Annotated in this window: 24 protein-coding genes; 8 read left to right on the forward strand and 16 right to left on the reverse strand. The window is 68.8% G+C overall.

Annotated elements, in window-relative coordinates; translation table 11 throughout:
• Positions 1-133 precede the first annotated feature (133 nt).
• The 5 genes from flgF to flgB are packed head-to-tail and all read right to left on the reverse strand — an operon-like array spanning position 134 to position 3,946.
• Positions 134-892, reverse strand: a complete 759-nt coding sequence (gene flgF / locus CFB81_RS15570) for a flagellar basal-body rod protein FlgF (protein ID WP_050014265.1) — start codon at positions 890-892, stop codon at positions 134-136.
• Positions 893-911: 19 nt separating this feature from the next.
• Positions 912-2,153: a flagellar hook protein FlgE gene (flgE, locus tag CFB81_RS15575; protein WP_069621006.1), complete on the reverse strand. Its 1,242-nt coding sequence runs from the start codon at positions 2,151-2,153 to the stop codon at positions 912-914.
• A 27-nt stretch (positions 2,154-2,180) separates the two neighbouring features.
• Positions 2,181-2,927 (reverse strand): flagellar hook assembly protein FlgD, encoded by a 747-nt coding sequence (locus CFB81_RS15580; RefSeq protein ID WP_089435744.1) that lies wholly within the window; start codon positions 2,925-2,927, stop codon positions 2,181-2,183.
• Positions 2,928-2,980: 53 nt separating this feature from the next.
• Positions 2,981-3,406 (reverse strand): flagellar basal body rod protein FlgC, encoded by a 426-nt coding sequence (gene flgC, locus CFB81_RS15585; protein WP_027785673.1) that lies wholly within the window; start codon positions 3,404-3,406, stop codon positions 2,981-2,983.
• 51 nt (positions 3,407-3,457) lie between these two features.
• Positions 3,458-3,946: a flagellar basal body rod protein FlgB gene (gene flgB / locus CFB81_RS15590; protein WP_069621004.1), complete on the reverse strand. Its 489-nt coding sequence runs from the start codon at positions 3,944-3,946 to the stop codon at positions 3,458-3,460.
• A 204-nt stretch (positions 3,947-4,150) separates the two neighbouring features.
• Here flgB and flgA point away from each other — a divergent pair, with 204 nt between their 5' ends.
• The 3 genes from flgA to CFB81_RS15605 all read left to right on the forward strand — a co-directional run bounded on the left by flgA (position 4,151) and on the right by CFB81_RS15605 (position 6,334).
• Positions 4,151-5,371: a flagellar basal body P-ring formation chaperone FlgA gene (flgA, locus tag CFB81_RS15595; RefSeq protein WP_089435860.1), complete on the forward strand. Its 1,221-nt coding sequence runs from the start codon at positions 4,151-4,153 to the stop codon at positions 5,369-5,371.
• Between the two features lie 117 nt (positions 5,372-5,488).
• Positions 5,489-5,815: a flagellar biosynthesis anti-sigma factor FlgM gene (flgM, locus tag CFB81_RS15600; RefSeq protein ID WP_069621003.1), complete on the forward strand. Its 327-nt coding sequence runs from the start codon at positions 5,489-5,491 to the stop codon at positions 5,813-5,815.
• A 78-nt stretch (positions 5,816-5,893) separates the two neighbouring features.
• A complete protein-coding gene (locus CFB81_RS15605) occupies positions 5,894-6,334 on the forward strand; it encodes a flagella synthesis protein FlgN (RefSeq protein ID WP_089435745.1) in 441 nt (146 codons plus the stop codon).
• Between the two features lie 49 nt (positions 6,335-6,383).
• On the opposite strand, the gene CFB81_RS15610 is transcribed toward CFB81_RS15605, so the two are convergent.
• A complete protein-coding gene (locus tag CFB81_RS15610; protein WP_069621001.1) occupies positions 6,384-8,234 on the reverse strand; it encodes a M24 family metallopeptidase in 1,851 nt (616 codons plus the stop codon).
• 375 nt (positions 8,235-8,609) lie between these two features.
• On the opposite strand from CFB81_RS15610, the gene CFB81_RS15615 reads away from it, so the two are divergent.
• The gene (locus CFB81_RS15615; RefSeq protein ID WP_089435746.1) at positions 8,610-9,389 is read left to right on the forward strand and encodes a helix-turn-helix domain-containing protein; all 780 of its coding nucleotides are present in this window, start codon (positions 8,610-8,612) and stop codon (positions 9,387-9,389) included.
• A gap of 53 nt (positions 9,390-9,442) precedes the next feature.
• Here the strand turns inward: CFB81_RS15615 and CFB81_RS15620 are convergent, their stop codons facing one another.
• The 4 genes from CFB81_RS15620 to CFB81_RS15635 form a co-directional block, all read right to left on the reverse strand.
• Positions 9,443-10,684, reverse strand: a complete 1,242-nt coding sequence (locus tag CFB81_RS15620) for a multifunctional CCA addition/repair protein (protein ID WP_069620999.1) — start codon at positions 10,682-10,684, stop codon at positions 9,443-9,445.
• Positions 10,684-11,328 (reverse strand): glutathione S-transferase family protein, encoded by a 645-nt coding sequence (locus CFB81_RS15625; RefSeq protein WP_069620998.1) that lies wholly within the window; start codon positions 11,326-11,328, stop codon positions 10,684-10,686. Before CFB81_RS15625 ends, CFB81_RS15620 begins: the two co-directional genes overlap by 1 nt.
• A 65-nt stretch (positions 11,329-11,393) precedes the next feature.
• Positions 11,394-12,353 (reverse strand): complex I NDUFA9 subunit family protein, encoded by a 960-nt coding sequence (locus tag CFB81_RS15630; RefSeq protein ID WP_089435747.1) that lies wholly within the window; start codon positions 12,351-12,353, stop codon positions 11,394-11,396.
• Positions 12,354-12,691: 338 nt separating this feature from the next.
• A complete protein-coding gene (locus CFB81_RS15635) occupies positions 12,692-14,644 on the reverse strand; it encodes a lytic transglycosylase domain-containing protein (RefSeq protein WP_089435748.1) in 1,953 nt (650 codons plus the stop codon).
• An 8-nt stretch (positions 14,645-14,652) separates the two neighbouring features.
• On the opposite strand from CFB81_RS15635, the gene CFB81_RS15640 reads away from it, so the two are divergent.
• Positions 14,653-15,261 (forward strand): 5-formyltetrahydrofolate cyclo-ligase, encoded by a 609-nt coding sequence (locus CFB81_RS15640; protein WP_069620995.1) that lies wholly within the window; start codon positions 14,653-14,655, stop codon positions 15,259-15,261.
• Between the two features lie 74 nt (positions 15,262-15,335).
• Here CFB81_RS15640 and CFB81_RS15645 read toward each other — a convergent pair whose 3' ends face one another.
• Entirely contained in the window at positions 15,336-15,848 is a 513-nt protein-coding gene (locus CFB81_RS15645; RefSeq protein ID WP_044847863.1) for a winged helix DNA-binding protein, read from the reverse strand.
• Positions 15,849-15,997: 149 nt separating this feature from the next.
• Here CFB81_RS15645 and pxpB point away from each other — a divergent pair, with 149 nt between their 5' ends.
• From pxpB to pxpA, 3 genes are read left to right on the forward strand one after another with little or no spacing between them, the layout of a single operon-like run.
• Positions 15,998-16,654 (forward strand): 5-oxoprolinase subunit PxpB, encoded by a 657-nt coding sequence (gene pxpB, locus CFB81_RS15650; protein WP_089435749.1) that lies wholly within the window; start codon positions 15,998-16,000, stop codon positions 16,652-16,654.
• Complete coding sequence (locus tag CFB81_RS15655) at positions 16,651-17,718, forward strand: biotin-dependent carboxyltransferase family protein (protein ID WP_069620993.1); 1,068 nt, start codon at positions 16,651-16,653, stop codon at positions 17,716-17,718. Before pxpB ends, CFB81_RS15655 begins: the two co-directional genes overlap by 4 nt.
• Positions 17,719-17,774: 56 nt before the next feature.
• Complete coding sequence (pxpA, locus tag CFB81_RS15660) at positions 17,775-18,539, forward strand: 5-oxoprolinase subunit PxpA (RefSeq protein WP_089435861.1); 765 nt, start codon at positions 17,775-17,777, stop codon at positions 18,537-18,539.
• A 560-nt stretch (positions 18,540-19,099) separates the two neighbouring features.
• Here the strand turns inward: pxpA and CFB81_RS15665 are convergent.
• From CFB81_RS15665 to CFB81_RS15685, 5 genes are read right to left on the reverse strand one after another with little or no spacing between them, the layout of a single operon-like run.
• The gene (locus CFB81_RS15665; protein WP_069620991.1) at positions 19,100-20,245 is read right to left on the reverse strand and encodes a TraB/GumN family protein; all 1,146 of its coding nucleotides are present in this window, start codon (positions 20,243-20,245) and stop codon (positions 19,100-19,102) included.
• A complete protein-coding gene (locus tag CFB81_RS15670; RefSeq protein ID WP_069620990.1) occupies positions 20,238-21,254 on the reverse strand; it encodes a peptide ABC transporter ATP-binding protein in 1,017 nt (338 codons plus the stop codon). Before CFB81_RS15670 ends, CFB81_RS15665 begins: the two co-directional genes overlap by 8 nt.
• Positions 21,251-22,297 carry an ABC transporter ATP-binding protein gene (locus tag CFB81_RS15675; protein ID WP_069620989.1) on the reverse strand — a complete coding sequence of 349 codons (1,047 nt, stop codon included), beginning with the start codon at positions 22,295-22,297 and terminating at the stop codon, positions 21,251-21,253. Before CFB81_RS15675 ends, CFB81_RS15670 begins: the two co-directional genes overlap by 4 nt.
• Position 22,298: 1 nt before the next feature.
• A complete protein-coding gene (locus CFB81_RS15680; RefSeq protein WP_069620988.1) occupies positions 22,299-23,216 on the reverse strand; it encodes an ABC transporter permease subunit in 918 nt (305 codons plus the stop codon).
• 4 nt (positions 23,217-23,220) lie between these two features.
• Entirely contained in the window at positions 23,221-24,231 is a 1,011-nt protein-coding gene (locus CFB81_RS15685; protein ID WP_089435750.1) for an ABC transporter permease subunit, read from the reverse strand.
• Between the last annotated feature and the right edge of the window lie 99 nt (positions 24,232-24,330).

The raw sequence follows: 24,330 nt of genomic DNA on the forward strand, positions 1-24,330 counted from the left end.
TGCCCGAAATCGCCCGTATGGCGGCGTCGCTCGTCGCTTGTTTGGCGCGGCCAAACGGCGCTCCTCACTTCTTGCCCTACGAGCGATTTCGGGCATTCGCATGTGCGTTCCATAGGTAAACAGACCCTATCGCTCAGCTGAAGTTGAGCAGCTGGTTCGCCGTCTGCTCGTTCTGGTCGGCCGTCTGGATCAGCTTCGACTGCAGCTGGAACGCCCGTGCGTTGTCGATCATCGCGACCATCGCGGTCACCGGGTTCACGTTGCTGCCTTCGATCGAATTCGGCGTGACGACCACGTTCGGGTCGGCGTCGGCCGGATTGCCGTCGGCGGTGCGGAACAGCCCGTCGTTGCCGCGCGTGAGCGTGGCCGGATCGGGATTGACGAGCTTCATCTGGTCGACGATCGCGACCGCGGTCGGCGGGTCGCCCGGCATCAGCGCGGACACCGTGCCGTCCTTGCCGATCGTCACTTCCGCGTTCGGCGGCACCGAGATCGGGCCGCCGTTGCCGACCACCGGCAGGTTGCTCGCGTTGACGAGCTGGCCGTTCTCGTCGACGTGCAGGTTGCCGGCGCGCGTGTACGCCTCGCCGCCGTCGGCCGTCTGCACCGACAGCCAGCCCGCGCCCTGCACCGCGACGTCGAGCGGATTGCCGGTGCGCGTGATCGGACCCGGCGCGTAATCGGCGCCGGGCGTCGACGCGAGCACGTAGGTGCGCGTCGTCGTCGGGTCGATGTTGCTGCCGTCGCCGAAATTCATCGGCACCGCGCGATACGTCGCGAGCTGCGCGCGAAAACCCGTCGTCGACGCGTTCGCGAGGTTGTTCGCGACGATCGCCTGCTGGTCGAGCGACTGCGACGCGCCCGTCATCGCCGTATAGATCAGTCGGTCCATGGCTGCCGGTTGTCCGCGCTTACAGGTTGATGAGCGTCTGGTCGACGGTCTGCTGCGTCTTGATCGTCTGCGCGTTCGCCTGGTAGTTGCGCTGCGCGGTGATCAGGTTGACGAGCTGCGAGGTCAGGTCGACGTTCGAGTTCTCCAGCGCGCTGCCCTGCAGCGTGCCGTGGTTCGTGCTGCCCGGCGCCGACACCTGCGGCACGCCCGACGCCGACGATTCGGCGTACTGGTTGCCGCCGAGGTTCACCAGCCCGTTCGGGTTGTTGAAGTTCGCGAGCGCGATCTGGCCGAGCACGGCGGTCTGGCCGTTCGAGTAGTTGCCGGTCAGCTTGCCGTCGGCGCCGATCGAGTAAGTGGTGAGCCTGCCGCTCGCGTAGCCGTCCTGCGCGAGATTGTTCACGCCGTCCTTGCCGCCGTACTGCGTCGTGCCGGTCAGGTCGAGCGTCAGCGCCTGCGGCGTCGCCGAGCCGTCGGTGTTCGGCACGGTGAACTGGAACTGGCCGAGCGACGCGGTCGGCGCGGCCGGCGTGCCCGTCGTCGTGCTCTTGATCGCGCCCGACGTATCGAACGTGATCGTGCCGAGATCGGTCGTCGCGCCGCCCTGGACGCCCGCGTACGCTTCCCACGTGCCGGCCGCCGACTTCACGAAATACATGTTGACCGCCTGCGAGCCGCCGAGCGAGTCGTACACCTGGATCGCGGTCGAGTAGTTGTACGTCGTGTTGTCGGTCGCGCTGAACGGCGTCTTGGTCGGCACCGTGTCCTGCGAGTTCAGGTTGAACTGGCCGATGATCTTGGTCGTCGCGGTCGGCGCGATGTTGTTGGTCGGCGCCTGCAGCGGCACGGTCTGCGCGGTGTTGATCACGCCGCCCGCGTTGGCCGCGTAGCCCATCAGGTTACGGCCCTGCGCGTCGACGATGAAGCCGTTCTTGTCGCGCTGGAACGTGCCGTCGCGCGAGTACGTCGTCACGCCGTTGTTCGACATCTGGAAGAAGCCGTTGCCGTTGATCGCGACGTCGAGCGACGAGTTCGTCGTATTGATCGTGCCCTGCCCGAAGTTCTGCTGCACCGAGTTCAGCGACGTGCCGATGCCGATCTGCGTGTTGACCGACGTCGCGACCGAGTTCGCGTACATGTCGGCGAACTGCGCGGTGCTCGACTTGAAGCCGACCGTGTTCGCGTTCGCGATGTTGTTGCCGATCACGTCCAGCGCGTTCGATGCGCCGGCGAGGCCGCTCAGACCCTGTTGATAACCCATTTCGTTCTCCGTGACGAGAAAGCTCGATCAGTTGGTGGTGGTGTCGCCGGACGACGACGACTTCGTGTTCGGGAAGATCGACGCAACCTGGGTGAGCCCCACCGTCGTGCCGTTCGACAGCACGAGCCCCGCGGTGCCGTCCGCCTGCTTGACCACGCTCTGCACCGTCGCGGCCGCGAGCGTCGTGGCCGCGTGCGGCGTGCCGTTGCTGTCGGTGTACGACGCGCTGACCGTGTACTTGCCGTCCGGCAGCGCGTTGCCGGCCGCGTCGGTCGGCGTCCAGTTGAACGGCACCGTGCCGGCCGACTGCGCGCCCGCGTTGATCGTGTTCACGACGGCGCCCGCCGAGTTCTTCACGGTGATCGTCAGGTTCGACACCGAGCTCGCGAGCGACACGCCGAACGGCGATGCCGCGCCGCTCTTCACCGCGACCGCATTGCCCGGCGCGAGCACGTTCGTGCCGATCAGCAGCGCGGCCTGCGTCTGCTGGCCGGCCGCGAGCTGCGTCGACAGCGACGTGAGCGACGTGTTCAGCTGCGCGATGCCGCTCACCGTGTTGATCTGCGCGAGCTGCGACGTCATCTGCGAGCTGTCCACCGGGCTGGTCGGATCCTGGTTCTGCAACTGCGTGACGAGCAGCTTCAGGAACGTCGCCTGCAGGTCGCTCGCCGACGTGCCGTTGGTCGACGACACGTTGTTGGTGTTCATCGTGTCGGTCGGCAGCGTCGACACGTTGGTGCCGTTGCCGCCGATCGTCGTGTTGGAGGAAGTCATCCTGTTGGCCTTCTGTCGGAACTGTCGGTTCGGTAAGTCGGGCGGCGCGCGGCTTACGAGCCGATCGTCAGCGTCTTGAGCATCAGCGTCTTCGCGGTGTTCAGCGTCTCGACGTTGGCCTGGTACGAGCGCGACGCCGAGATCATGTTCACCATCTCCTGCACCGGGTCGACGTTCGGCATCTGCACGTAGCCGTTCGCGTCGGCGGCCGGGTTCGCCGGGTCGTAGGTCGATTTCATCGGCGACGGGTCGTCCATCACCTTGGTCACGCGCACGCCGCCCACGCCCTGGCCGGACGCACTGCGCGCGCCGCCGAGCGGATCGGTCGCGAACACGACCTGCTTGGCCTTGTACGGCTTGCCGTCGGGGCCGGTCGCGCTGTCGGCGTTCGCGAGGTTCGACGCGGTCACGTTCAGGCGCTGCGATTGCGCGGACAGCGCCGAACCGGCGACGCCGAAGATGTTCATCAACGAAGGCATGGAGGCTCCTTGTGCTGGGTTCCGGATTCGGAAGCGGCGCTTACGAGTTCGTTACGAGTTCGTCGTGATCGCGGCGATCATCGCCTTGATCTGCTGGGTCATCACGGTCATCCCGGTTTCGTAGTGCAGCGCGTTGTTCGCGAACTGCACGCGCTCGACGTCGAGATCGACCGTGTTGCCGTCGAGCGACGGCTGCAGCGGCATCCGGTATTGCGCGCGGCCGTAGTCGTCCGACGGGCCGCCGGTCGGGATCAGCTTCGCGGTGCCGGCCATGTGGCCCGCCGCCGTCGACACCATCGACATGCCGCTCGTCACGCCGGCCGGCTGCGCCATCGGCAGTTGCGCGGCGTTGCTGGGCGCGAGGGCGCCGCTCGTCTGCTTCAGCGAGCGCGCGAGCGTCGACGCGAAATCGACGTCGCGGGCCTGGTAGCCGGGCGTGTCGGCGTTCGCGATGTTCGACGACAGCAGTTCCTGCCGATAGGCGCGCACGTCGAGCGCCTGTCGGCCGAACGCGAATTCCGCATCGAGTTTGTCCAGCATGTGTGCGTCTCTCCGTATGAAGCGCTGCACGCCCCTCGCACCGGATGGCGACCCGAGAGGCTTTTTTCCATGACAGCGATGGTAGGCGCGGGACGCAACCGGCAATCGGGCGAATAACGCGGCAAAGGCCCCCTCTATTCATCGTTTGCGCGACGCCCCGGCTCCCTAGAATGCGAAGCGGAACAACGGATCGGGGGCATGGCGATGACGGGCGGCGCACTTCGCGACAGGAACGGGCGGCTCACGCACGTCCGGCGTGCGTTCGCGCTCGCCGCGGCGCTGTGGATCGCCGCGCCCGCCGTGCGCGCCGACGACGGGATGATCGTGATTCCCGGGCGCGGCGAGACGGCCGAAACCGCGCTCGCGCACGCCAATGCGGCGAGCGGCGGGCAGTTCGGCGGGAATGCGGGGATCGCGTCGACTTCGGGTGCGCCGCGTGCGGCCGGCGCGACGAGCGCCGCGGTCGCCGGCGGCTACACAGCGCAATCGACCGGCGCGATGGTCGTGACGAGCGTCCCGCCGCCGGCTTCCGCGCCGCTGCCCGTCTACGCAGCCGCTCGCGCGAACGCCGGGTACGGCGCGCCGCCGCGCGCGGCGGACCCCGCCGCCGTCGCGACGGTCGTCGCCGGCACGGCCGAGCCTGCATCGGCTTTCGCGCGGCCGGCGCCGCAATCGGCAGCCTCGGCCCGCCTCGCGGCGGCCCGTGCCGCGTCGGTCGCCGCGGCGGCACGCACGGCGGCCGCTTCCGCCAACCCGACGCCGGCCCCGGCTGCCGCCGCGCCCCAGCCCGTGACGCCGCCCGGCCAGCAAGACCCCGAAACGATCCGGCGCGCGGCGCTCGCGTTCCTGCAGCAGCAGATCGCCGGGCTGCCCGGCAAGAGCACCGCGACGGTCACGACCGCCTTTCCGCGCGGGCTCGCCGCCTGCACGACGCTCGAACCGTTCTTGCCGACCGGCGCACGCCTGTGGGGCCGCACGACGGTCGGCGTGCGCTGCGCGGGCGAGCGGCCGTGGACCGTCTACCTGCAGGCGAAGGTCGCCGTGCAGGCCACCTATTACGTCGCCGCGCGCCAGATCGCGCCCGGCGAGCCGCTCTCCGCCGCCGACCTGGTCGCCCGCGACGGCGACCTGACGGTGCTGCCGCTCGCGGTGATCACCGATCCGGCGCAGGCCGTCGGCGCGACCGCGCTCGCGCGCATCTCGGCCGGGCTGCCGCTGCGGCAGGACATGCTGAAGAGCGCGGCGTCGGTGTCGGCCGGCCAGACCGTGCGGGTCGTCGCGGCCGGCCCCGGCTTCACGATTTCGGCCGAGGGCAGCGTGCTCGCGAATGCGGCGCCCGGCCAGTCGGTACGGGTGCGGATGGCGGCGGGGCAGATCGTCACGGCGATCGTCAAGGACGCCGGCACCGTCGAAATTCCGCTGTAGGGACGGATCTGCCGCAAAAATGTAAAGAATTGTTTATTCGGAGCATTTCGGGCTCGCGATGCTAAAGTTCGGGCCGACCCGGCCGTTATCTGGGTCAAACCGTACAGGAAACCCATCGTGAAGATCGATTCCACTCCGAAACCGAGCCCCCTCGCGCCGACCGGCAACGGCGCGGCCCGTGCGCCGTCCGGCACGGCCCAGTCGTCCGCGCAGGCCGCCGACGCAGGATCGACCGGCGGCGACACGAACGTGAACCTGTCGGGTCTGTCCGGCCAGTTGCGGTCGGTATCCGCGTCGGGCGACGCCGATATCGACACGGGTCTCGTCCAGTCGATCAAGGACGCGCTGAAGGACGGCACGCTGACGATCGACGCGAACAAGATTGCCGACGGCGTATTGAACACCGCCCGCGAACTGCTGCAGCAGCAGCGCCCGCAGGGCTAAGCCCCGGCCTCGTGGCCGGGTCACCCGGTTTGCCGGCGCGCGCGACACCGCACGCACCGGCGTGACGAGCATGACGCGATGAGAGAAGAGCTGCTGGCCACGGTCAACGACGAACACGCGACGATCGAGGCGTTCGCGTCCCTGCTCGTCTACGAGGAAAAGGCGCTGACGACGGCCGAGCCGCTCGAGATGCTGCCCGGCATCGTCGAGAAGAAAAGCGAACTGATCGACCGGCTCGCGCAGCTCGAACGCACGCGCGACACGCAGCTTTCCGCGCTCGGCTTTCCGGCCGGCAAGAAAGGCATGGATCAGGCGGCCGAGCGCGATGCGCGCCTCGCGAGCCGCTGGCAACTGCTGCAACAGGCCGCCGAACGCGCGCGCCAGGCCAATGCGAACAACGGGATGCTGATCCGGATCCGGATGGACTACAACGAGCGCGCGCTCGCGGTGCTGCGCTCGGCGCCCGCGCCGGCCGGCGTGTACGGCCCCGACGGACGCGTGTCGGCGCTCACGCGCTGACGTCGCGCCGCGCGGCCGCCCGGCGGCCGCGCCCCTTTCCTTCCCTTCGTTACAGCAGCGGACACGCGGTGACCTGCGTGCCGCGCTCCACGCACAGCCGCTCGTAGTCGCGCAGGTACGCGCGCTCGGCGTCGTCCAGCAGATCCAGATCGATCAGGTCCCAGTCGTAGCCGACCGTCACGATGTTCTCGAACGTCACGGTGTCGGGCTGCGCGTCGTCCGGCCGCACGATCACGATGTTCTCGATCCGCACGCCGCCCTTGCCCGGCAGGTAGATGCCCGGCTCGACCGAAATCACCGCATTCGGCACCAGCCCGTACCGCGCGCCCGGCGCGAACCGCACGCCGCCCTCGTGCACGTGAATCCCGACGCCGTGCCCGGTGCCGTGGCCGAAATCGTGGCCATGATCGCGGCACACCTGCCGCACCAGCGCATCGACGTCGCCGCCCGTCGCGGTCGCCGGAAAGCGCGTGACGAGCCCCTTGATGCAGGCCTTCAGCGCGACCGTGTAGATCTCGCGCTGCCACGGCTGCGCGACCGTGTCCGGCTGCGTGCGGCGCAGCACGACGCGCGTGCAGTCCGTCGCGAAGCCCGCTTCGTAGTACGCGCCGCTGTCGAGCAGCACGAGTTCGCCTTCGGTCAGCTCGACGTCGGCGCTCGCCGCCGTGTAATGCGCGAACGCGCTGTTCGCGCCGTTCGCCGCGATCGACGGAAACGACAGCGCGACCGCCGAACGGGCGCCGTATGCGTCGTTGATCGTGCGCGCGAGGTCGTACTCGGTGTGGCGCACGCCCGGTTCACCGGTCTTCGCCCAGCGCATCGTCTCGGCGATCGCCGCGGAGCTGCGCGCGAACGCGTGGCGGAACTGGTCGAGCACCGCCGGCGTCTTGCTCGCCCGCATCGCCTCGACCGGGTTGAAATCGGCATGCCGCGCGTGCGGCCACACGCGGCTCACCGCGTCGACGAGCGCGCAGTTCACCGATTCGAAGCCGTAGCACACGTGCTCGATCGCGAACTGCGCGAGGAAGCGCTCGAGCGCCGCGACGTCGCGCCGGATCACGTGCAGCGCCGGATACGAATCGAGCGCGACCTCGCAGCGATCGCAGCCTTCCGGCAAGAACAACACCACCTGAGCGCCGATCGCGAACAGGAAGCCGAGGTGCGACGACGCATTCGGGATGTGATAGCCGCGGCTGTTCAGCAGATACGCGAGATCGTCCGACGCGCAGGTGAAGAACGCGGTCTTGCCGTCGGCCGCGCCGGTATGCGCGGCGAGCCGGCGGTTCAGCGCGTCGAGGTTCTGCGCGACGCTCAGGCCGGTCATCGTTGCCGGAATCTCGAAGATCGGCCGCTCGACGTTCCAGCCCGGCAGCGCGAGCGCGCGATCGATCTCGCGATCGGCGAGGCTCGCCCAGTCGAGCGTCGCGGCCTGCGTCCGCTCGAACAGCCGGTTGCGCTGCGCGACGCTGATCCGCCGCGCGTCGTAGCCGACCCGCGCGAGCCGGCTCGCGTGCGCGACCAGCCAGTCGGCCATCGCCTGCCAGATCGTCACGTCGATGCCGAGCTTCTCGACGCGCACACGCGCCGGATCGCACTGCTCGTCGGCCTGGAAGTGATAGCGGCCGTCGACGAACAGCACGAACGGCGGCACGCCGAGCGCCTGCGCGGTCGCCGCGCTCAGGAAGATCCCGCAGCCGGCCGAACCGTCGAAGCCGGACACCGCGTAGCGCGGGTTGTTGCCGCGCGGCAGGTACTCGGTCACGTACTCGTCCTGCGACGTGATCACCACCGCGTCGAGTCGCGCGGCATCGAGCAGGCGCGACAGGCCGGCCTGGGTCTCGGCGACGGACGCGTCGTACGGGGGAAGGCCGGAGAAGCTGTATTTCAGTCGATCGATCATCGGATGCCCGTTATTCATTGTTGTCGGCGGCTAGCGGCGTGTCGCGGCATCGCGCCGGCCGATACCACACGTCGCCGCGGCGCAGGTCGCACATGGCGCGACGCGCGGCCGGGCCGCGCCGCGGTTTCAGCGGCCGCCCTCGGGAAATTTTCGTCTCACTTAACTTTGTTTGATGCGCGACAGAATCTAGAGCAGGCCGAAATCGAGGTCAAGCCAAAATTTTCGTAGGACTAAAATCGGCGCACGGTCTGCGGATCCCGGCACAGCGTCGTCACTTCGCCCGGCGATGCTGCGCGGTACAATGCGCCGGCCTCCGCCCCGGCGAGCGCACCGACGCCGTGCCCGCGCCCCGACTCGTTGCCACGAAAGAGATTCATGGATTCAGACCTCATGCGTATCGGCCAGCGCATTCGCCGCCTGCGCCGGGAAGCGAAGAAGACGCTGCTGGAAGTCGCGACCGAAGCGAAACTGTCGGTCGGGTTCCTGTCGCAGGTCGAGCGTCATCTGACGGGCATCTCGCTGTCGTCGCTCGTCAACGTCGCGAAGGCGCTGGGCGTGCCGCTCGGCACGCTGATCGAGCAGCCGCGCCAGACTCAGCCCGATTCGCACGAGGGCAGCCGCAAGCCGTACGCGCTCGACGCCGCGTCTCAGTGGTACGAGCGGCTGTCCACCACGTTCGACGGCAGCCAGATCAACGCGCTGAAGGTGCAGATGATGGGAGGCTACCGGTCGGAATGGGTCGCGCACGGCGGCGACGAGTTCGTGTACGTGCTGGCCGGCCGCGTCTGCTACACGGTCGGCAAGAAGAATTACCCGCTGGCGCCGGGCGACTCGCTGCACTTCGACGCGCGCAAGCGGCATCGCGTTGTCAATGTCGGCGACGGGCCGGCCGAGCTGATCACCGTCAGCACGCTGCCGCTGTTCGACGACAGTTCGGCGGAGTTCGCGCCCGCGACGGCGGAAATCAGGCCGTCGAAGCCCGCCGGGCCGCGCGTGAGCCGCCGCGCGCCGGGGCCCGAACGGGATGGTCGCGACGCCGCCGCGGCGCGGCCGTCCAAGGGTGACGCAGCCGAAAAGAAGGGTTCGGCGAAACCGCGCGCCGCCGCCGGCAAACGCCCGGCGACCGCGACTCCGGCACGCAAGAAGAAACCGTAACGGCCGACGGGCGCACATGCCGCGCGCCCGGTTCCGTGCCGCCTACTCGTCGCCTACTCGCCGATCGCGAGCGCCTGCGCGACGGCCTGGATCCGCGCGCGATGCACGGCTTCCTTGATCTTCTCCGTGTCGTTGCCGATGCCGCGCGCGATTGCGCCGGCATCGACGCTGCGCGCGGCCGCGAGCGCGACGCGCAGCCGCTCGGCCTGCGGATACGGCTGCGCATCGAGCCCGAGCCGGCCGCGCGCGTCCGACTCGCACGCCTGCAGCAACTCGGCGAAGCGCGCCGGCTTGCGCAGCGCGTCGCTGCGCTCGAAGAGCCGCACCAGCGCGGCCGCGCCCATCTCCATCACGCGATGCAGGTTGCCGTGCTCGCGCGCGACCACCAGCGCGAGATCGCGGCATTCGTTCGGCACGCGCAGCCGCTCGCACAACGGCTTGAGCAGCTCGACGCTGCGGCTTTCGTGGCCGACGTGGCGCGGCAGCACGTCCGCGGGCGTGGTCCCCTTGCCGAGATCGTGCGTGAGCGCCGCGAAGCGCACCGCCAGCGAATAGCCCTGCTTCGCCGCGTAGTCGACGACCATCATCACGTGCACGCCGGTATCGACTTCCGGGTGGTAATCGGCGCGCTGCGGCACGCCCCACAGCGCATCGACCTCGGGCAGGATGCGCGCGAGCGCGCCGCAATCGCGCAGCACCGCGAACATCCGCGACGGCTTCGCCTCCATCAGTCCGCGCGCGATTTCCTGCCACACGCGCTCGGGCACGAGCGCGTCGACCTCGCCCGCGTCGACCATCCGCCGCATCAGCGCAAGCGTGTCGTCCGCGACCGTGAAATCCGCGAACCGTGCGGCGAAGCGCGCGATGCGCAGGATCCGCACCGGATCCTCGACGAACGCGTCGCTCACGTGCCGGAACACGCGCGCGCGCAGGTCGGCCTGCCCGTCGAACGGATCGATCACCGGGCCGACCAGCGCGCCTTCCGGGCTCACCTCGCGCGCCATCGCGTTGATCGTCAGGTCGCGCCGCGCGAGATCCTCGTCGAGCGTCACGTCCGGCGCGTAATGGAACTGGAAGCCGTGATAGCCGGCCGCCGTCTTGCGTTCGGTGCGCGCGAGCGCGTATTCCTCCTGCGTCTGCGGATGCAGGAACACCGGGAAATCCTTGCCCACCGGCCGGAAGCCCTGCGCGATCATCTGCTCCGGCGTCGCGCCCACCACCACGTAGTCGCGGTCCTGCACCGGCACGCCGAGCAATTCGTCGCGGATCGCTCCGCCTACTGCGTAGATGTTCATCACTGCGGCTCGTATTCGGCGATCACGTTGGTTTCGCGGCGCGCGGCATCGATCCACCGCTGCACGGCCGGCAGCGCCGTCACGCGCGCCGCATAGCCGGCCGCCTCCGGCGACAGCGCCGGCGCATACGTGTTGAAGCGCATCACGACGGGCGCATACATCGCATCGGCGATCCCGAATTCGCCGAACAGGAACGGCCCGCCCGAGGCCTCGATGCATTCGCTCCACAGCGCGTCGATGCGCGCGACGTCGGCGAGCGCCTCGGGCGTCGCGCCGCGCCCCGGCATCGATGCGCGGATGCTCATGCCCATCTGCGTGCGCAGCGCCATGAAGCCCGAATGCATCTCGGCGGACACGCAGCGCGCATGCGCACGCGCGAGCGGGTCGGCCGGCCACATCGGGAATTGCGGATAGCGCTCGGCGAGCGTCTCGGCGATCGCGAGCGAATCCCAGATCGCCGCGCCGTGATCGTCGACCAGACACGGCACCTTGCCGGTCGGCGAGTATTCGCGGATGCGCGCGGCCGTGTCGTCGCGGCGCAGCTCGACCACGATCTCGTCGAACGGGATGCCGAAATGCGCGAGCAGCAGCCACGGCCGCATCGACCACGACGAGTAGTTCTTGTCTCCAATGACGAGTTTCATGACAGGGTTCCGGAAAACGCGAAACAGGAAAAGAACGGGGGCCGGCCGGCGGCGCCCCGCGGGTATTAGCGACGCGAGCGGAACCAGTCGAACCGCGAGCGCGTCGCCGCTTCGCCGAGATACGCGGGCGCAATGCTTTCGAGACTCGCGGGCGAGAGTCCGAGTTCCGGCGCGAGCGGCCCTGACAGCACGTTCGGCACCGACATCGTCGCGAGATTGTCGCGCGTGAGCACCGGCTCGCCCGGCAAGCATTCGAACACGCTCGCCTGCAGCCGCGCAAGCGCGTCGGGCAGCCGCACGATGCGTGCCTGCCGGCCGACCAGCGTGCCGCAGTAGCGCACCAGTTGCTCGAGCGTGTAGACGGTCGGGCCGCCGAGTTCGTAGGTCTTGCCGTGCGCGCCGACGAGATCGAGCGTGTTGACGAACGCGCGCACGACGTCGCCGACGAACACCGGCTGGAAGCGCGCGTCGGGCATCGCGAGCGGCAGCACCGGCACCGTGCGCTGCAGGTTCGCGAACGTATTGAGGAACGCGTCGCCGGGGCCGAACACGACCGACGGCCGGAAGATCGTCAGCGCGAGCGAATCGGTGGCCGCGATCGCATGCAGCGCGGCTTCGCCGTCGCCCTTCGAGCGCTGGTACATGCTCGCGCCGTGTGAATCGGCGCCGAGCGCGCTCATGTGCAGCACGCGCCGCACGCCGACCTCGGTGCAGGCGGTTGCGAGCGCAGCCGGCAGCGCGACGTGCGCGCGCTCGAAGCCGGGCCCGTACGGCGTGCCGCGGCCGCCGTGCAGCACGCCGATCAGGTTGATCGCCGCGTGCGCGCCGGCGACGAAGCGCGCGAGCGTGCGCGTATCGAGCGCGTCGAGTTCGACGATGTCGACCGGCAGCATCTGCAGGTGGCGCGCGTGGTCGCGCCGCCGCGTGCCGATCCGCACCTGCTTGCCGGCGTCGATCAGCGCATTGACGAGCCGGCTGCCGATGAAGCCGGTGCCGCCCAGCAGCGCGACGGTCTGGCGATCCATGTTCGGAACCTCTAAGGGGCTGTTCACGCTAATAACGGGCTTGCGCTGGCCGCCAGAAGGGCCGAGCGCAAGGATTGCGACGCAGCGAATACTCGACGTATTCGCAAGGAGCATGACGCAGCGATCGGTCCTTCCGGCGGCCAGCCCCATTCATGATTTTTTCCAGTCAGGGGAACGAGGCTGGCCGGCCGCATTGCGGCGTCGCGCGTCGCTTGTTTGGCTCGGCCAAACGGCGCTCCTTGCTTCTTGCACTGCAGCCGGCCAGCCTCGTTCGCAAGCCCGTTATTAGCGTGAACAGCCCCTTAAACACTGCCGCGTCTCGCGCGGCAGTTCGTGTATCAGGGCGAGATCATGCCTAGACGTTTCTTCAACGACTGCGGTTTGCCCTCGAAGAGCGCCGCGTAGTAGACGGTGTTCGACAGCACGTTCTTCACATAGTCGCGCGTCTCGTTGAACGGAATCGTCTCCGCGAAGATCGCGCCTTCGACCGGCTGCGTCAACACCTGGCGCCACTGGCGCGGCCGCCCCGGGCCCGCGTTGTAGCCGGCGGTGGCGAGCACCGGCGAGCTGTCGAAGTTGTTGTAGATGTCCGCGAGATACCAGGTGCCGAGCTGGATGTTGGTGTCGATGTCGTGCATCTGCGCGCGCGAGATCGCGCCCATGCCGAGCTTCTTCGCGACCATCTGGGCCGTCGCCGGCATCAGCTGCATCAGGCCGCCCGCGCCCACCGACGAACGCGCGCTGATGATGAAGCGCGATTCCTGGCGGATCAGCCCGTACGCCCACTCGACGTCGAGGCCCGTCGATTGCGCATAGCGCTCGACGGTCGTGCGGTACGGCGACGGATAGCGCAGCGTGAAGTCGTGCTCGGCTTTCGTGCGGTCGGCCGTGTTGACCGTGCGGTCGAGCAGCTCGACGCGCTTGCCGTATTCGGCGGCCGCGAGCAGTTGGCGATCGGTCATCCCGCGCAGCGGCCAGTTCCATTCGCGATTGCCTTCGAGACGCAGGTTCAGCGCGTAGAAGCGTTGCGCGAGCGCGAAGCCCGGAATCTTGCCCATCGCGTCGACCTCTGCGTCGCTCACCTTCGTGCGCGGCGGAATCGTCGTGCGCTGGCCGAGTTCTTCGCCGGCCAGCTGACCGTAGAAGTTGAACTGGCCGGCGACCTGCTCGAATTCCTGGTTCGCCTGCAGCGTGTCGCCGCTCTGCTTGAGCGCGCGCGCATGCCAGTAGATCCACGCCGGATCGTTGCGCAGCGACGGCGGCATCTGCTCGATCGACCAGCGCACCATCGGCCAGTTGCCGGCGAGCAGCGCGGCGCGCGTGCGCCATTCGTAGCCCGGGTTCGACAGCGGCGCGTTCGCCGATTTCGCATACCAGACCGATGCCATCGGCGAGCGCTTGATCGCGCCCTGATAGCCGATCGCGCCCCACGCGATCGCCTGCTCCTGCTTGGTCAGCGAAGGCGCGACCGTCGTCAGCATCCCGGCGGCGGCGTCCGGATCGTTGCGCGCCATGCGGCTGAGCGCGATCAGCGCGATCTGATGCGACGCGGCGTCGGCGCCGACCCCGCGCGCGAGATACAGCGGCGGCGCGCTCGTCGCCTGGTCGAAGCCAACGGGGCGCGGGCCGAGCGCGTCGACGATCTTGCCGCCGAGCGTCGTGTAGTTCTGCTCGTACGCGAGGCGCGCCTGCTGCCACACGTCGTCGCTCGTGAACTGCTGGTTGACGGTGAGCGCGGTGATCAGGTCGACGCACGCATCGCCGTAGTTCTTCGGCTCGACGAGCAGCGCGCGCGCCGCGTCGGCGACGTTCTCGTTGCGCGCCGCGCGCGATTCGAGCGCATAGCACTTGACCTGCGTGTCGTCGTCGAGCACGAAGCGCTTGTACTGGTCGTCGAAATTGCGCCAGTCGTGGCGCGCGCCGAGCACGAGCAGGTAGTCGTTGCGCAGGCGATCGGCGATCGCCTGGCCATCGTAGCGCTGCAGGAACGACTGCACGGGCGCGTCCGGCGCATCGACGCGCGCGCGGCCCGTCGAATCGAACAGCTGCGGCTTGATCTGGAAATACTCGACGTAGGACGGCACCGGATAGTTCGGGATCATCGACGCGAGCTGCGCGGCCTTCGCGGCGTCGTTGCGGCGTGCGGCTTCGCGAAGCTGCACGAAGATCTGGTCGTCCCCGGCGAGCGTGTCGTCGTTCGGTGCGGCGCAGGCGGCCGTGCCCGCGACGAGCGCGGCGGCCGAAAGCGCGAGCGCGACCGCGCGATATACTCGGAAAAGGCTGTTCGACATCGTTTTGAATGGAGCACGAAGTGACCGAAAGCATAGCACGCAACCCTGTGCCGAACCCGAAGGTTGCACTGCGCAAAACGCTGTCCGGCGCCCGTCGCGACGCCGCGTCGCAACCCGCCGCGAACGCCGCGCTCGACGCGCGGCTACGCACGCTGCTCGACCGTCTGGCGCCGCGCACGGTCGGGTTCTACTGGCCGCTGCCGGGCGAATTCGATGCGCGCGAGGCGGTGCTCGCATGGTGCGCGGCGGGGCCCGGCCGGTGCGCCGCGTTGCCGGTGATCGGCGAGCGCCACACGCCGCTCGCGTTCCACGCGTGGGACACGCACACGCCGATGCGTGAAGGCCATCACCGGATTCCCGAACCGGCGTCGGGAATCGTCGTCGTACCCGATCTTTTGCTGATTCCGTGCGTGGGATTCGATCCGCAGCGCTACCGGCTCGGCTACGGCGGCGGCTACTACGATCGCACGCTCGCCGCATGGCCGGGCGACACGCTGCCCGTGACGGTCGGCATCGCGTACGAAGCCTGCCGCGTCGACGCGCTGCCGGCCGAAGCGCACGATCTCGCGCTGCGCTGGATCGTCACCGACGGTGCGCTTTATCCGGCCGCCGGATGATGGCGCGCGCGGCGCCGCGATTCGTCGCGGTTTGCCGTAAGCGCGTCGCGGCGACCGACCGTTTCCGCGCGCGTTTACAGCGACGCCGCCGCGCGCGCGGCCGTGTCGTAGAGACCCGATGCGTGGCGCAGCAACTGCGCCGCGTCGCCGATCTGCTCGTTGGTGAGGCCACTGTCCTTCAGCGTCTCGATCAGGCAATGCTCGCGCACCTCGCGGTACTTCAGGCACAGCTCGCGGCCCGCGTCGGTCGCGAAGAAGAACACTTCCTTGCCGCTCTTCTCGCTTTTCACATAGCCGCGGGCGATCAGTTTTTTCAGCGCATAGGTCGCGACGTGCGTATCCTCGATATTGAGCACGAAGCAGATGTCGGCGAGCTTCTTCTTGCGTTCGCGATGGCTGACGTGATGCAGCAGCGAGACCTCGACCGCCGTCATGTCCTTCGCGCCCGCCGCCGACATGCAGCGCACCATCCAGCGATTGAACGCGTTGCCGGCCATGATGAGCCCGTATTCGAGCTCCGACAGCTCCGCGCTCGAATCGGAAACGAGGTGTTCGGATGACACGATCTTGGTCGCAGGACGCTTCATGGAAAGGCGGCGCAAGCCGGATGACAGGATGTGCCCGAGTGTACGCCAGAAGCCCTGGCCTACGAGCTAGGCGAAAACGCTTATTGAGAAGTTGTCGATATTTTATTGACAATGTGCGCTAACATTGCCGTCCGAACCGTGCCAGTCCGATGACGCCACCCCGCATTTATCCGCTCGGCGATGCCGCCCTCGTCTGCGAGGTGCCGCCGCCCGCCACGCTCGATTGCCAGCGCCGCGTCTGGGCCGTGGCGGAGGCCGCGCGCGCGTGGCCCGACGTGATCGACGTCGTCCCCGGCATGAACAACCTGACCATCGTGTTCGACCCGCTCGCCGCAACGGCCGATTCGCTCACGCCCGCGTTGCGCGATGCGTGGGAGACGGCCGACGTCGAGCACGCGGACGGCCGCGAGGTCGAGATCCCGGTCGAGTACGGCGGGGCCGCCGGCCCCGACCTGGCCGCCGTCGCCGCGCACACGGGCCTGTCGGCCGACGAGGTCGTCGCGCGCCACGCGGCCGGCGCCTATGTCGTGTTCTTCGTCGGATTCCAGCCGGGCTTCGCGTATCTGGGCGGCCTCGACGCGTCGCTGCATACGCCGCGCCGCGCGGCGCCGCGCCTCGAGGTGCCGGCCGGCTCGGTCGGCATCGGCGGCGCGCAGACGGGCATCTACCCGGCCACGTCGCCCGGCGGCTGGCAACTGATCGGCCGCACGTCGCGGCAGCTGTTCGATCCGGCGCGGCCGCAGCCGACGCTGCTGCTGCCCGGCGACCGCGTACGCTTCACCATTGCGGGAGTCGACGCACGATGACCCAGAGCAACGCACCGGGCACCGTCGAGGTCGTGCGGGCCGGCCCGCTGTCGACCGTGCAGGATCTCGGGCGCCGCGGCACGCGCCATCTCGGCGTCGCGCAAGGCGGCGCGCTCGACGGTCTCGCGCTCGAAGTCGGCAACCGGCTGGTCGGCAACCGCCCCGACGCGGCGGCCGTCGAAATCACGATCGGCCCCGCCACGTTCCGCTTCACGCGCGCCACGCGCATCGCGATCACCGGCACCGAGTTCGGCGCGACGCTCGACGGCAAGCCCGTGTATTCGTGGTGGAGCCTGCCGGTCGACGCCGGCCAGACGCTCGTGCTGCCGGCCGCGAAGCGCGGCATGCGCGGCTACCTGTGCATCGCGGGCGGCATCGACGTGCTGCCGATGCTCGGCTCGCGCAGCACCGATCTCGCGTCGCGCTTCGGCGGCCTCGGCGGCCGCACGCTGCGCGACGGCGACCGGCTGCCGGTCGGCGCGCCGCCGGCCGGCGCCGGCTGCCTCGCGGCCGACGCGCCCGAATTCGGCGTGAAGGCGCCGGCGTGGTGCGCGTTCGTGCGCGTCGACGAGCCGCCGCGCCGTCACCGCCCCGCGCATGCGCCGTGGGCGATGCCCGTGCGCGTGCTGCCGGGCCCCGACTACGCGTCGTTCGCGGCCGATTCGCAGCAAGCGTTCTGGGACGAGGAATGGCTCGTCACCGCGAACAGCAACCGGATGGGCTATCGCCTCGCCGGCGCCGAGCTCGTGCGCGAGCGGCCGGTCGAGCTGCTGTCGCACGCGGTGCTGCCCGGCACGATCCAGGTGCCGCCGAATGGCCAGCCGATCGTGCTGATGCACGACGCGCAGACCACCGGCGGCTACCCGAAGATCGGCACGGTGATCCGCGCCGACCTGTGGAAGCTCGCGCAGGCGCGGCTCAACCTGCCGATCCGCTTCGTGCGCACGACGCCCGACGCCGCGCGCGCCGCGCTCGTCGCGGAACGGGCGTACCTCCGGCAAATCGACGTCGCGATCGAGATGCGCGAGGAAGCGCGCCGCCGCGCCCAATCGCGCGCGGCGTGACAATGGCGGAAGCAGCAGCGAAAGACGCGCCACGCAACCAGTGGACGAGGAACATCATGGAAATCGATCTGAATGCCGATCTCGGCGAAGGATGCGGATCGGACGAGGCGTTGCTCGACCTCGTCACGTCGGCAAATATCGCATGCGGCTGGCATGCAGGCGGCGCGAATGCGATGCGCGACTGCGTGCGCTGGGCCGTGCAGAAAGGCGTGTCGATCGGCGCGCACCCGAGCTTTCACGATCCGGAGAATTTCGGCCGCAAGGAAATGCAGCTGCCGGCGGGCGACATCTATGCGGGCGTGCTGTACCAGCTCGGCGCGCTGTCGGCGATCGCGCAGGCCGAGGGCGGGCGCATCGCGCACGTGAAACCGCACGGCGCGCTGTACAACCAGGCCGCGCGCGACCCGATGATCGCCGACGCGGTGGTGTCCGCGATCCACGACTTCGATCCGTCGCTCGCGGTGTTCGGGCTTGCGAACAGCGTATTCGTCGCGGCCGCGCGGCATGCGGGACTCGCGGCGGTGGAGGAAGTGTTCGCCGATCGCGGCTACCGCGCGGACGGCTCGCTGGTGCCGCGCAGCCAGCCCGGCGCGTTGATCGACGATGAAGACGCGGTGCTCGCGCGCACGCTCGACATGGTGCGCAACCGGCAGGTGCGCGCGCTGAGCGGCGAATGGGTGCCGCTCAATGCGCAGACCGTCTGCCTGCATGGGGACGGGCCGCATGCGCTGGCGTTCGCGAAGCGGATCCGCGCGGCGCTCGAGGCCGCCGGCGTCGACGTGGTTGCGCCCGGGACGGTGCAGGCCGACGAGGACGCGTGACGAAGCAGTCCGCACCTTGCGTGCGCGCGCCGCACGTTTTCGTCGCACCAAAAGAAAAAAGCGCCCTCGTGGCGCTTTTCCGTTGGCGCAATCGCCGCGGCTTCGCCGTCTGTCGATTCACCCCCCGAAACCGTCTTTCGACGGTGACCGGAAAAATATTCCGGATTAAAAAACGTCCGCCGCCGCCCGATCACTGCCTTCCCCGGTCAGACGACGGAACGTCGCTTATGTGCAAGTCGACCTGCATGCATGTGTTGTTCGACGATGATTGGCCCCGCCGTGCATGCAGACTCTCCGCGGCCGGCACGTGCTTCACGTGCCGGCGACGCTCACCCCGCGCTTTATTTCTGCTACCCCGTAGAACTTATCTATTCTTTTCATTTTTTCAACTTGTGGGATGAAGAATAGATATCGGCCGATCGGGATGTCAATCGTTTTAAACGCTATTTTCCGACGATTCGAGGGTTTTCCTTATCGAACGACGCCCGCGCGCAAGCGCTTCGCGCGGGGGCGCGACGTCGATCAAACAGGGGAAGATCGGTGCGGGCAGTCGGGCGCGATCAGTTCGCGTCGACCCGGTATCCTTGCTGGCGCAACAATTCGAGCACGCCGCGCGAGCCGCCCAGATGCAGCGCGCCGATCGCGACGAACAGCGGCCGGTTCGGCGCGGCGATTGCCGTCATCCGTGCAACGAAGCGCCGGTTGCGCTCGTACACGATCTTGTTGTCGAGCGACGCCGACAACGCCTTCGAACGCGCGAGCCGCTCGCTCTTCGCGACGGCCCACGCGGCGATCGCATCGGCGTCGCCAATTCGCCACAGCCGGTGCAGCGCCTTGATGTCGTCGGCGTTCTGCGCAGGCGTCTGCACCATGTCCTGCGCGAGCATCTCGCGCTGCTCGGCGAGCGTCAGCCCGGTGAATGCGCGCATCTGTTCGGCGAGCGTCTCGAGCCCGATCACGCGGCCGCCCTTGCGCTTCAGGAACACGTTCTGCAGTTGCGCCTCGGTGCCGTATTCGGTCTGCAGGCCGGCCGACAGCGAATCGTAGGTCTCGACGACGAGCGCCGCGAGCCACGGCCGCATCTTGCGGATCTCGGCGAGCGCGGCCGGATTGCCGCGCAGGCGCGCCGCGAGCCGCTGCCACAGCGGCTCGGGCAGCAGGCGCTGCAGGCACGGGTAGCGGCACACGCCGTACTTCGACACGTCGTCCTGCGATTCGAGCAGATCGTCGGGCGACAGCTCGAGCGCGAGCGTCGGCGACGCGGCGAGCGCCGCGAGGATCTGCGGCCGGAACGGCTGCGCGCTCGGGTAATCGGACGGGTCGCCCGTGTGCAGCGTGCCGAGCACGTAGAGCGTGACCTTGCCCCGGGTCGCGACGTAGAACGGCATGCGCGCCGGCTGCACGCGCACGGTGCCGCGCGACACCGTGCCATCGGACACGGCCGGCGCATGGAAGCCCGGCAGGCTCATGCCGGACGGCCGCGCCTGCGACGGATGAATCGGCGAGGTCGCCGGCGCGCGCCCTTCGGCGCGCGCCGGTTCGACGGGGACCACGACGCTGGCCGCCACGCACGCGCCGGCCAGCGCCGCGCCCGTGACGGTACGTACGCTCCAGCGCCGCGCGCAGCGGTACGCGCGCATCGCGCGCGCGCCGCCGGCTCCCGCACGGCGCACGCCGGACGCGCGCGCCGCCAACGCTTCAGGCATTCTCCTCCCCGACCTCCTCGGCGCGGTGGCAGGCCACGCGCCGGCCGTCGACTTCGCGCAATGGCGGCTCCTCGACGCGGCACCGCTCGATCGCGTACGGGCAGCGCTGGTGGAACGCGCAGCCCGACGGCGGATTGAGCGGCGACGGCAACTCGCCCTGCAGCTTGATCTGCACGCGGCGATCTTCCTCGAAGATCGCCGGCGTCGCCGACATCAGCGCCCGCGTGTACGGATGACGCGGCCGGGCGTAGATCGTCGCCTTGTCGCCGAGTTCGGCGACGCTGCCGAAGTACATCACCATCACGTCGTCCGCGACGTGCTCGACCACCGACAGGTTGTGCGAGATGAACACGTAGCTCGTCTTGAACTGCTCCTGCAGATCCATGAACAGGTTCAGGATCTGCGCCTGGATCGACACGTCGAGCGCGGACACCGGCTCGTCGGCGACGACGATGCGCGGATCGAGGATCATCGCGCGCGCGATCGCGACCCGCTGGCGCTGGCCGCCCGAGAACATGTGCGGATAGCGCTTCGCGTGCTCGGGGCGCAGGCCGACCGTGCGCATGATCTGCGCGATGCGCGCGGCGCGCTCGGCGGCCGTCAGGTTCGCGTTGATCTCGAGCGGCTCGGCGAGCGTCTGCTCGACGGTCTTGCGCGGGTTCAGCGACGCGAACGGGTTCTGGAACACCATCTGCACGCGGCGGCGCAGGTCGGCGACCGTCTCGCGGTTCGCGCCGGCGACGTTCTTGCCGTCGATCACGAGGCTGCCCGCGGTGGGCGTCTCGATCATCGTCAGCTGGCGCGCGAGCGTCGACTTCCCGCAGCCCGACTCGCCGACGACGGCGAGCGTCTTGCCGCGCTTCAGCGAGAACGACACGCCGTTCAGCGCCTTCACCGTGCCCTGCCCGAACATCCCGCGTTTCACCGAATAGTGTTTCGCGAGGCCGTCGGCCACCAGTACCGCTTCCTCGTCGTGCGACGTGGCACGGACTTCTTGATCTGCATTCATCGTGAACTCCTGTCGACCGGAGTTTGCGCTTTAGCGCTTACTCCGGTCCCATGCAAAGCCGTCAGGTCGAGGTTGGAAACATTGAGCGGCTTGATGCAGCGCGCGCGCATCGCATCGTTGCCCGACACCAGCGCGTCGAGCGCCGGCCGCGCCTTGCGGCAGTCGTCGACGACGTACTTGCAGCGCGGCGCGAACAGGCACCCGGACGGGCGATCATCGCGGCCCGGCACCATGCCCGGCAATGCGGCAAGGCGACGCGCCCCCTGATTGTGCTCGGGAATCGCCGCGAGCAGCGCTTCGGTGTACGGATGATGCGGCGCGCGGAAGATGTCGGGCACGCGGTTCGTCTCGATGATCTCGCCCGCGTACATCACCGCGACGCGATGCGCGACCTCCGACACCACGGCCAGATCGTGCGAGATCAGCACGAGCGCCATCCCGCGTTCCTTCTGCAGCTTCACGAGCAGATCCATGATCTGCGCCTGGATCGTCACGTCGAGCGCGGTGGTCGGCTCGTCGGCGATCAGCAGCTTCGGGTTGCACGCGACGGCCATCGCGATCATCACGCGCTGGTTCATCCCGCCCGACATCTGGTGCGGGAACGACGCGATGCGGTTCTTCGCATCGGGAATGCCGACCTGGTCGAGCAGTTCGAGCGCGCGCCGGTGCAGCGCGTCGCCGCGCAGCCCTTCGTGCAGCTTCAGCACTTCCTTGATCTGGTAGCCGACCGTGTAGCTCGGGTTCAGGCTCGTCAGCGCGTCCTGGAACACCATCGCGATGTCCTTGCCGACGATCTTGCGGCGCGCCTTCGGCGACGCCTTCAGCAGGTCGACGCCGTTGAACGTGACTTCGTCGGCCGTCACCTTGCCGGGCGCGTCGATCAGGCCCATCAGCGCCATCATCGTCACGCTCTTGCCCGAGCCCGATTCGCCGACGACGCCCACCACCTCGCCCGGCGCGACCGACAGGTTGATCCGGTCGACCGCGGGCAGGCCGTTGAAGTTCACCGCGAGATTGCGGATGGTCAGTAGGTTCTCGCTCATGTCATGCCATCCGCTTCAGTTTGGGATCGAGCGCGTCGCGCAGCCCGTCGCCGAGCAGGTTGATCGCGAGCACCGAAATCAGGATCGACAGGCCGGGCATCGTCACGATCCACCATGCGTTGTCGATGTAGTCGCGCGCGGAAGCGAGCATCGCGCCCCACTCGGCGGTCGGCGGTTGCACGCCGAGGCCGAGGAAGCCGAGCGCGGCCGCGTCGAGGATCGCCGACGAGAAGCCGAGCGTCGCCTGCACGATCAGCGGCGCCGTGCAGTTCGGCAACACCTGCGAGAACATCAGGCGCAGCGTGCCGGCGCCGGCCACGCGCGACGCGGTCACGTATTCCTTCTGCAGCTCGCCGAGCGCCGATGCGCGCGTGAGACGCACGTAGGCCGGCAGCGCGACGATCGCGATCGCGAACATCGTGTTGGTGAGGCCCGGGCCGATGATCGCGACGACCGCGACCGCGAGCAGCAGCGACGGCAGCGCGAGCAGCACGTCCATGATGCGCATCACCGGCGTGTCCGCCCACTTCTGGAAGAACGCGGCGACGAGCCCGAGCACGATGCCGGGGATCAGCGCGAGCACGACCGACACGAAGCCGATCCAGAACGACATCCGCGCGCCGAACATCAGCCGCGAAAGGATGTCGCGGCCCGCTTCGTCGGTGCCGAGGACGAATTGCCAGTTGCCGCCGGCGAGCCACGCGGGCGGAATCTTCACGTAGTCGCGGTATTGCTCGACCGGGCTGTGCGGCGCGATCAGCGGCGCGAGCAGCGCGACTGCGATCAGCACGATCACGACGATGCCCGCGCCGACGGCGCCGCGGTTGCGCGAGAAGTTGGCCCAGAACTCGCGTAGCGCAAGCGCACGGCCGCCGGCCGGCGCGGATTCGGTCGGCAGGGTATTTTGCAGATTGCTCATGGAATTACCTCGTGTGGCGGATGCGCGGATTCAGCACGCCGTACAGCAGGTCGACGACCAGGTTCACGACGATCACGAGCGTCGCGATCAACAGGATGCCGCCCTGGACGACCGGATAGTCGCGGCGGCCGATCGCATCGATCAGCCACTTGCCGACGCCGGGCCACGAAAAGAGCGTCTCGGTCAGCACGGCGCCAGCAAGCAGCGTGCCGATCTGCAGGCCGATCACGGTGACGACCGGGATCAGCGCATTGCGCAGCGCATGCACGACGACCACGCGCACGGGCGACAGCCCTTTCGCGCGGGCGGTGCGGATGTAGTCCTCGCGCAGCACCTCGAGCATCGACGAGCGCGTCATCCGCGCGATCACCGCGAGCGGGATCGTGCCGAGCACGATCGCGGGCAGGATCAGGTGGCTCACCGCCGACTTGAACGAGCCTTCGTCCGGTGCGAGCAGCGCGTCGATCAGCATGAAGCCGGTCGGGTGCGGGAAATCGTATTCGACCGCGATGCGCCCCGACACGGGCGTCCAGCCCAGATACGACGAGAACACCATGATGAGGATCAGCCCCCACCAGAAGATCGGCATCGAATAGCCGGTGAGCGCGGTGCCCATCACGCCGTGATCGACGACCGAGCCGCGCCGCAGCGCGGCGATCACGCCGGCCGGCAGCCCGACCACGAGCGCGAACACGAGCGCGCACAGCGACAGTTCGACGGTCGCCGGGAAGCGCGCGAAGAACTCGCCCGCGACGCTCGTGTTGGTGATGATCGACATGCCGAGGTCGCCATGCAGCGCCCGGCCGATGTAGTGGATGTACTGCAGGGGCAGCGGCTGGTCGAGCCCGAGGCGTTTCATCGCCTCCGCGTGCATCGCGGGATCGACGCCGCGCTCGCCCATCATCACTTCGATGGGGTCGCCCGGTATCAGGTGAATCAGCGCAAACGCCAGGACGGTGATGCCGATGAAAGTCGGGATCACCATCCCCACGCGGCGCAACACGAATCTGAACATGATGCGTCTCGTATTTTCTTGTGGGAAATGTGCGACCGGCGACGAAGGGCTTTTGGCCCCTCGCCGCCGGATGATTTCAAGCCGGTTTTCTCAATGACG

This window comes from Burkholderia sp. AU28863 (genome assembly GCF_002223195.1).
In the GTDB taxonomy this organism is placed as follows: Bacteria; Pseudomonadota; Gammaproteobacteria; order Burkholderiales; family Burkholderiaceae; genus Burkholderia; species Burkholderia sola.

What these genes read in the sequence shown, in the direction of transcription:
- flgF (WP_050014265.1), bottom strand. Translation starts at nt 892, where the DNA reads ATGGACCGACTGATCTATACGGCGATGACGGGCGCGTCGCAGTCGCTC.
- flgE (WP_069621006.1), bottom strand. Translation starts at nt 2,153, where the DNA reads ATGGGTTATCAACAGGGTCTGAGCGGCCTCGCCGGCGCATCGAACGCG.
- CFB81_RS15580 (WP_089435744.1), bottom strand. Translation starts at nt 2,927, where the DNA reads ATGACTTCCTCCAACACGACGATCGGCGGCAACGGCACCAACGTGTCG.
- flgC (WP_027785673.1), bottom strand. Translation starts at nt 3,406, where the DNA reads ATGCCTTCGTTGATGAACATCTTCGGCGTCGCCGGTTCGGCGCTGTCC.
- flgB (WP_069621004.1), bottom strand. Translation starts at nt 3,946, where the DNA reads ATGCTGGACAAACTCGATGCGGAATTCGCGTTCGGCCGACAGGCGCTC.
- flgA (WP_089435860.1), top strand. Translation starts at nt 4,151, where the DNA reads ATGACGGGCGGCGCACTTCGCGACAGGAACGGGCGGCTCACGCACGTC.
- CFB81_RS15605 (WP_089435745.1), top strand. Translation starts at nt 5,894, where the DNA reads ATGAGAGAAGAGCTGCTGGCCACGGTCAACGACGAACACGCGACGATC.
- CFB81_RS15610 (WP_069621001.1), bottom strand. Translation starts at nt 8,234, where the DNA reads ATGATCGATCGACTGAAATACAGCTTCTCCGGCCTTCCCCCGTACGAC.
- CFB81_RS15615 (WP_089435746.1), top strand. Translation starts at nt 8,610, where the DNA reads ATGGATTCAGACCTCATGCGTATCGGCCAGCGCATTCGCCGCCTGCGC.
- CFB81_RS15620 (WP_069620999.1), bottom strand. Translation starts at nt 10,684, where the DNA reads ATGAACATCTACGCAGTAGGCGGAGCGATCCGCGACGAATTGCTCGGC.
- CFB81_RS15625 (WP_069620998.1), bottom strand. Translation starts at nt 11,328, where the DNA reads ATGAAACTCGTCATTGGAGACAAGAACTACTCGTCGTGGTCGATGCGG.
- CFB81_RS15630 (WP_089435747.1), bottom strand. Translation starts at nt 12,353, where the DNA reads ATGGATCGCCAGACCGTCGCGCTGCTGGGCGGCACCGGCTTCATCGGC.
- CFB81_RS15635 (WP_089435748.1), bottom strand. Translation starts at nt 14,644, where the DNA reads ATGTCGAACAGCCTTTTCCGAGTATATCGCGCGGTCGCGCTCGCGCTT.
- CFB81_RS15640 (WP_069620995.1), top strand. Translation starts at nt 14,653, where the DNA reads ATGGAGCACGAAGTGACCGAAAGCATAGCACGCAACCCTGTGCCGAAC.
- CFB81_RS15645 (WP_044847863.1), bottom strand. Translation starts at nt 15,848, where the DNA reads ATGAAGCGTCCTGCGACCAAGATCGTGTCATCCGAACACCTCGTTTCC.
- pxpB (WP_089435749.1), top strand. Translation starts at nt 15,998, where the DNA reads ATGACGCCACCCCGCATTTATCCGCTCGGCGATGCCGCCCTCGTCTGC.
- CFB81_RS15655 (WP_069620993.1), top strand. Translation starts at nt 16,651, where the DNA reads ATGACCCAGAGCAACGCACCGGGCACCGTCGAGGTCGTGCGGGCCGGC.
- pxpA (WP_089435861.1), top strand. Translation starts at nt 17,775, where the DNA reads ATGGAAATCGATCTGAATGCCGATCTCGGCGAAGGATGCGGATCGGAC.
- CFB81_RS15665 (WP_069620991.1), bottom strand. Translation starts at nt 20,245, where the DNA reads ATGCCTGAAGCGTTGGCGGCGCGCGCGTCCGGCGTGCGCCGTGCGGGA.
- CFB81_RS15670 (WP_069620990.1), bottom strand. Translation starts at nt 21,254, where the DNA reads ATGAATGCAGATCAAGAAGTCCGTGCCACGTCGCACGACGAGGAAGCG.
- CFB81_RS15675 (WP_069620989.1), bottom strand. Translation starts at nt 22,297, where the DNA reads ATGAGCGAGAACCTACTGACCATCCGCAATCTCGCGGTGAACTTCAAC.
- CFB81_RS15680 (WP_069620988.1), bottom strand. Translation starts at nt 23,216, where the DNA reads ATGAGCAATCTGCAAAATACCCTGCCGACCGAATCCGCGCCGGCCGGC.
- CFB81_RS15685 (WP_089435750.1), bottom strand. Translation starts at nt 24,231, where the DNA reads ATGTTCAGATTCGTGTTGCGCCGCGTGGGGATGGTGATCCCGACTTTC.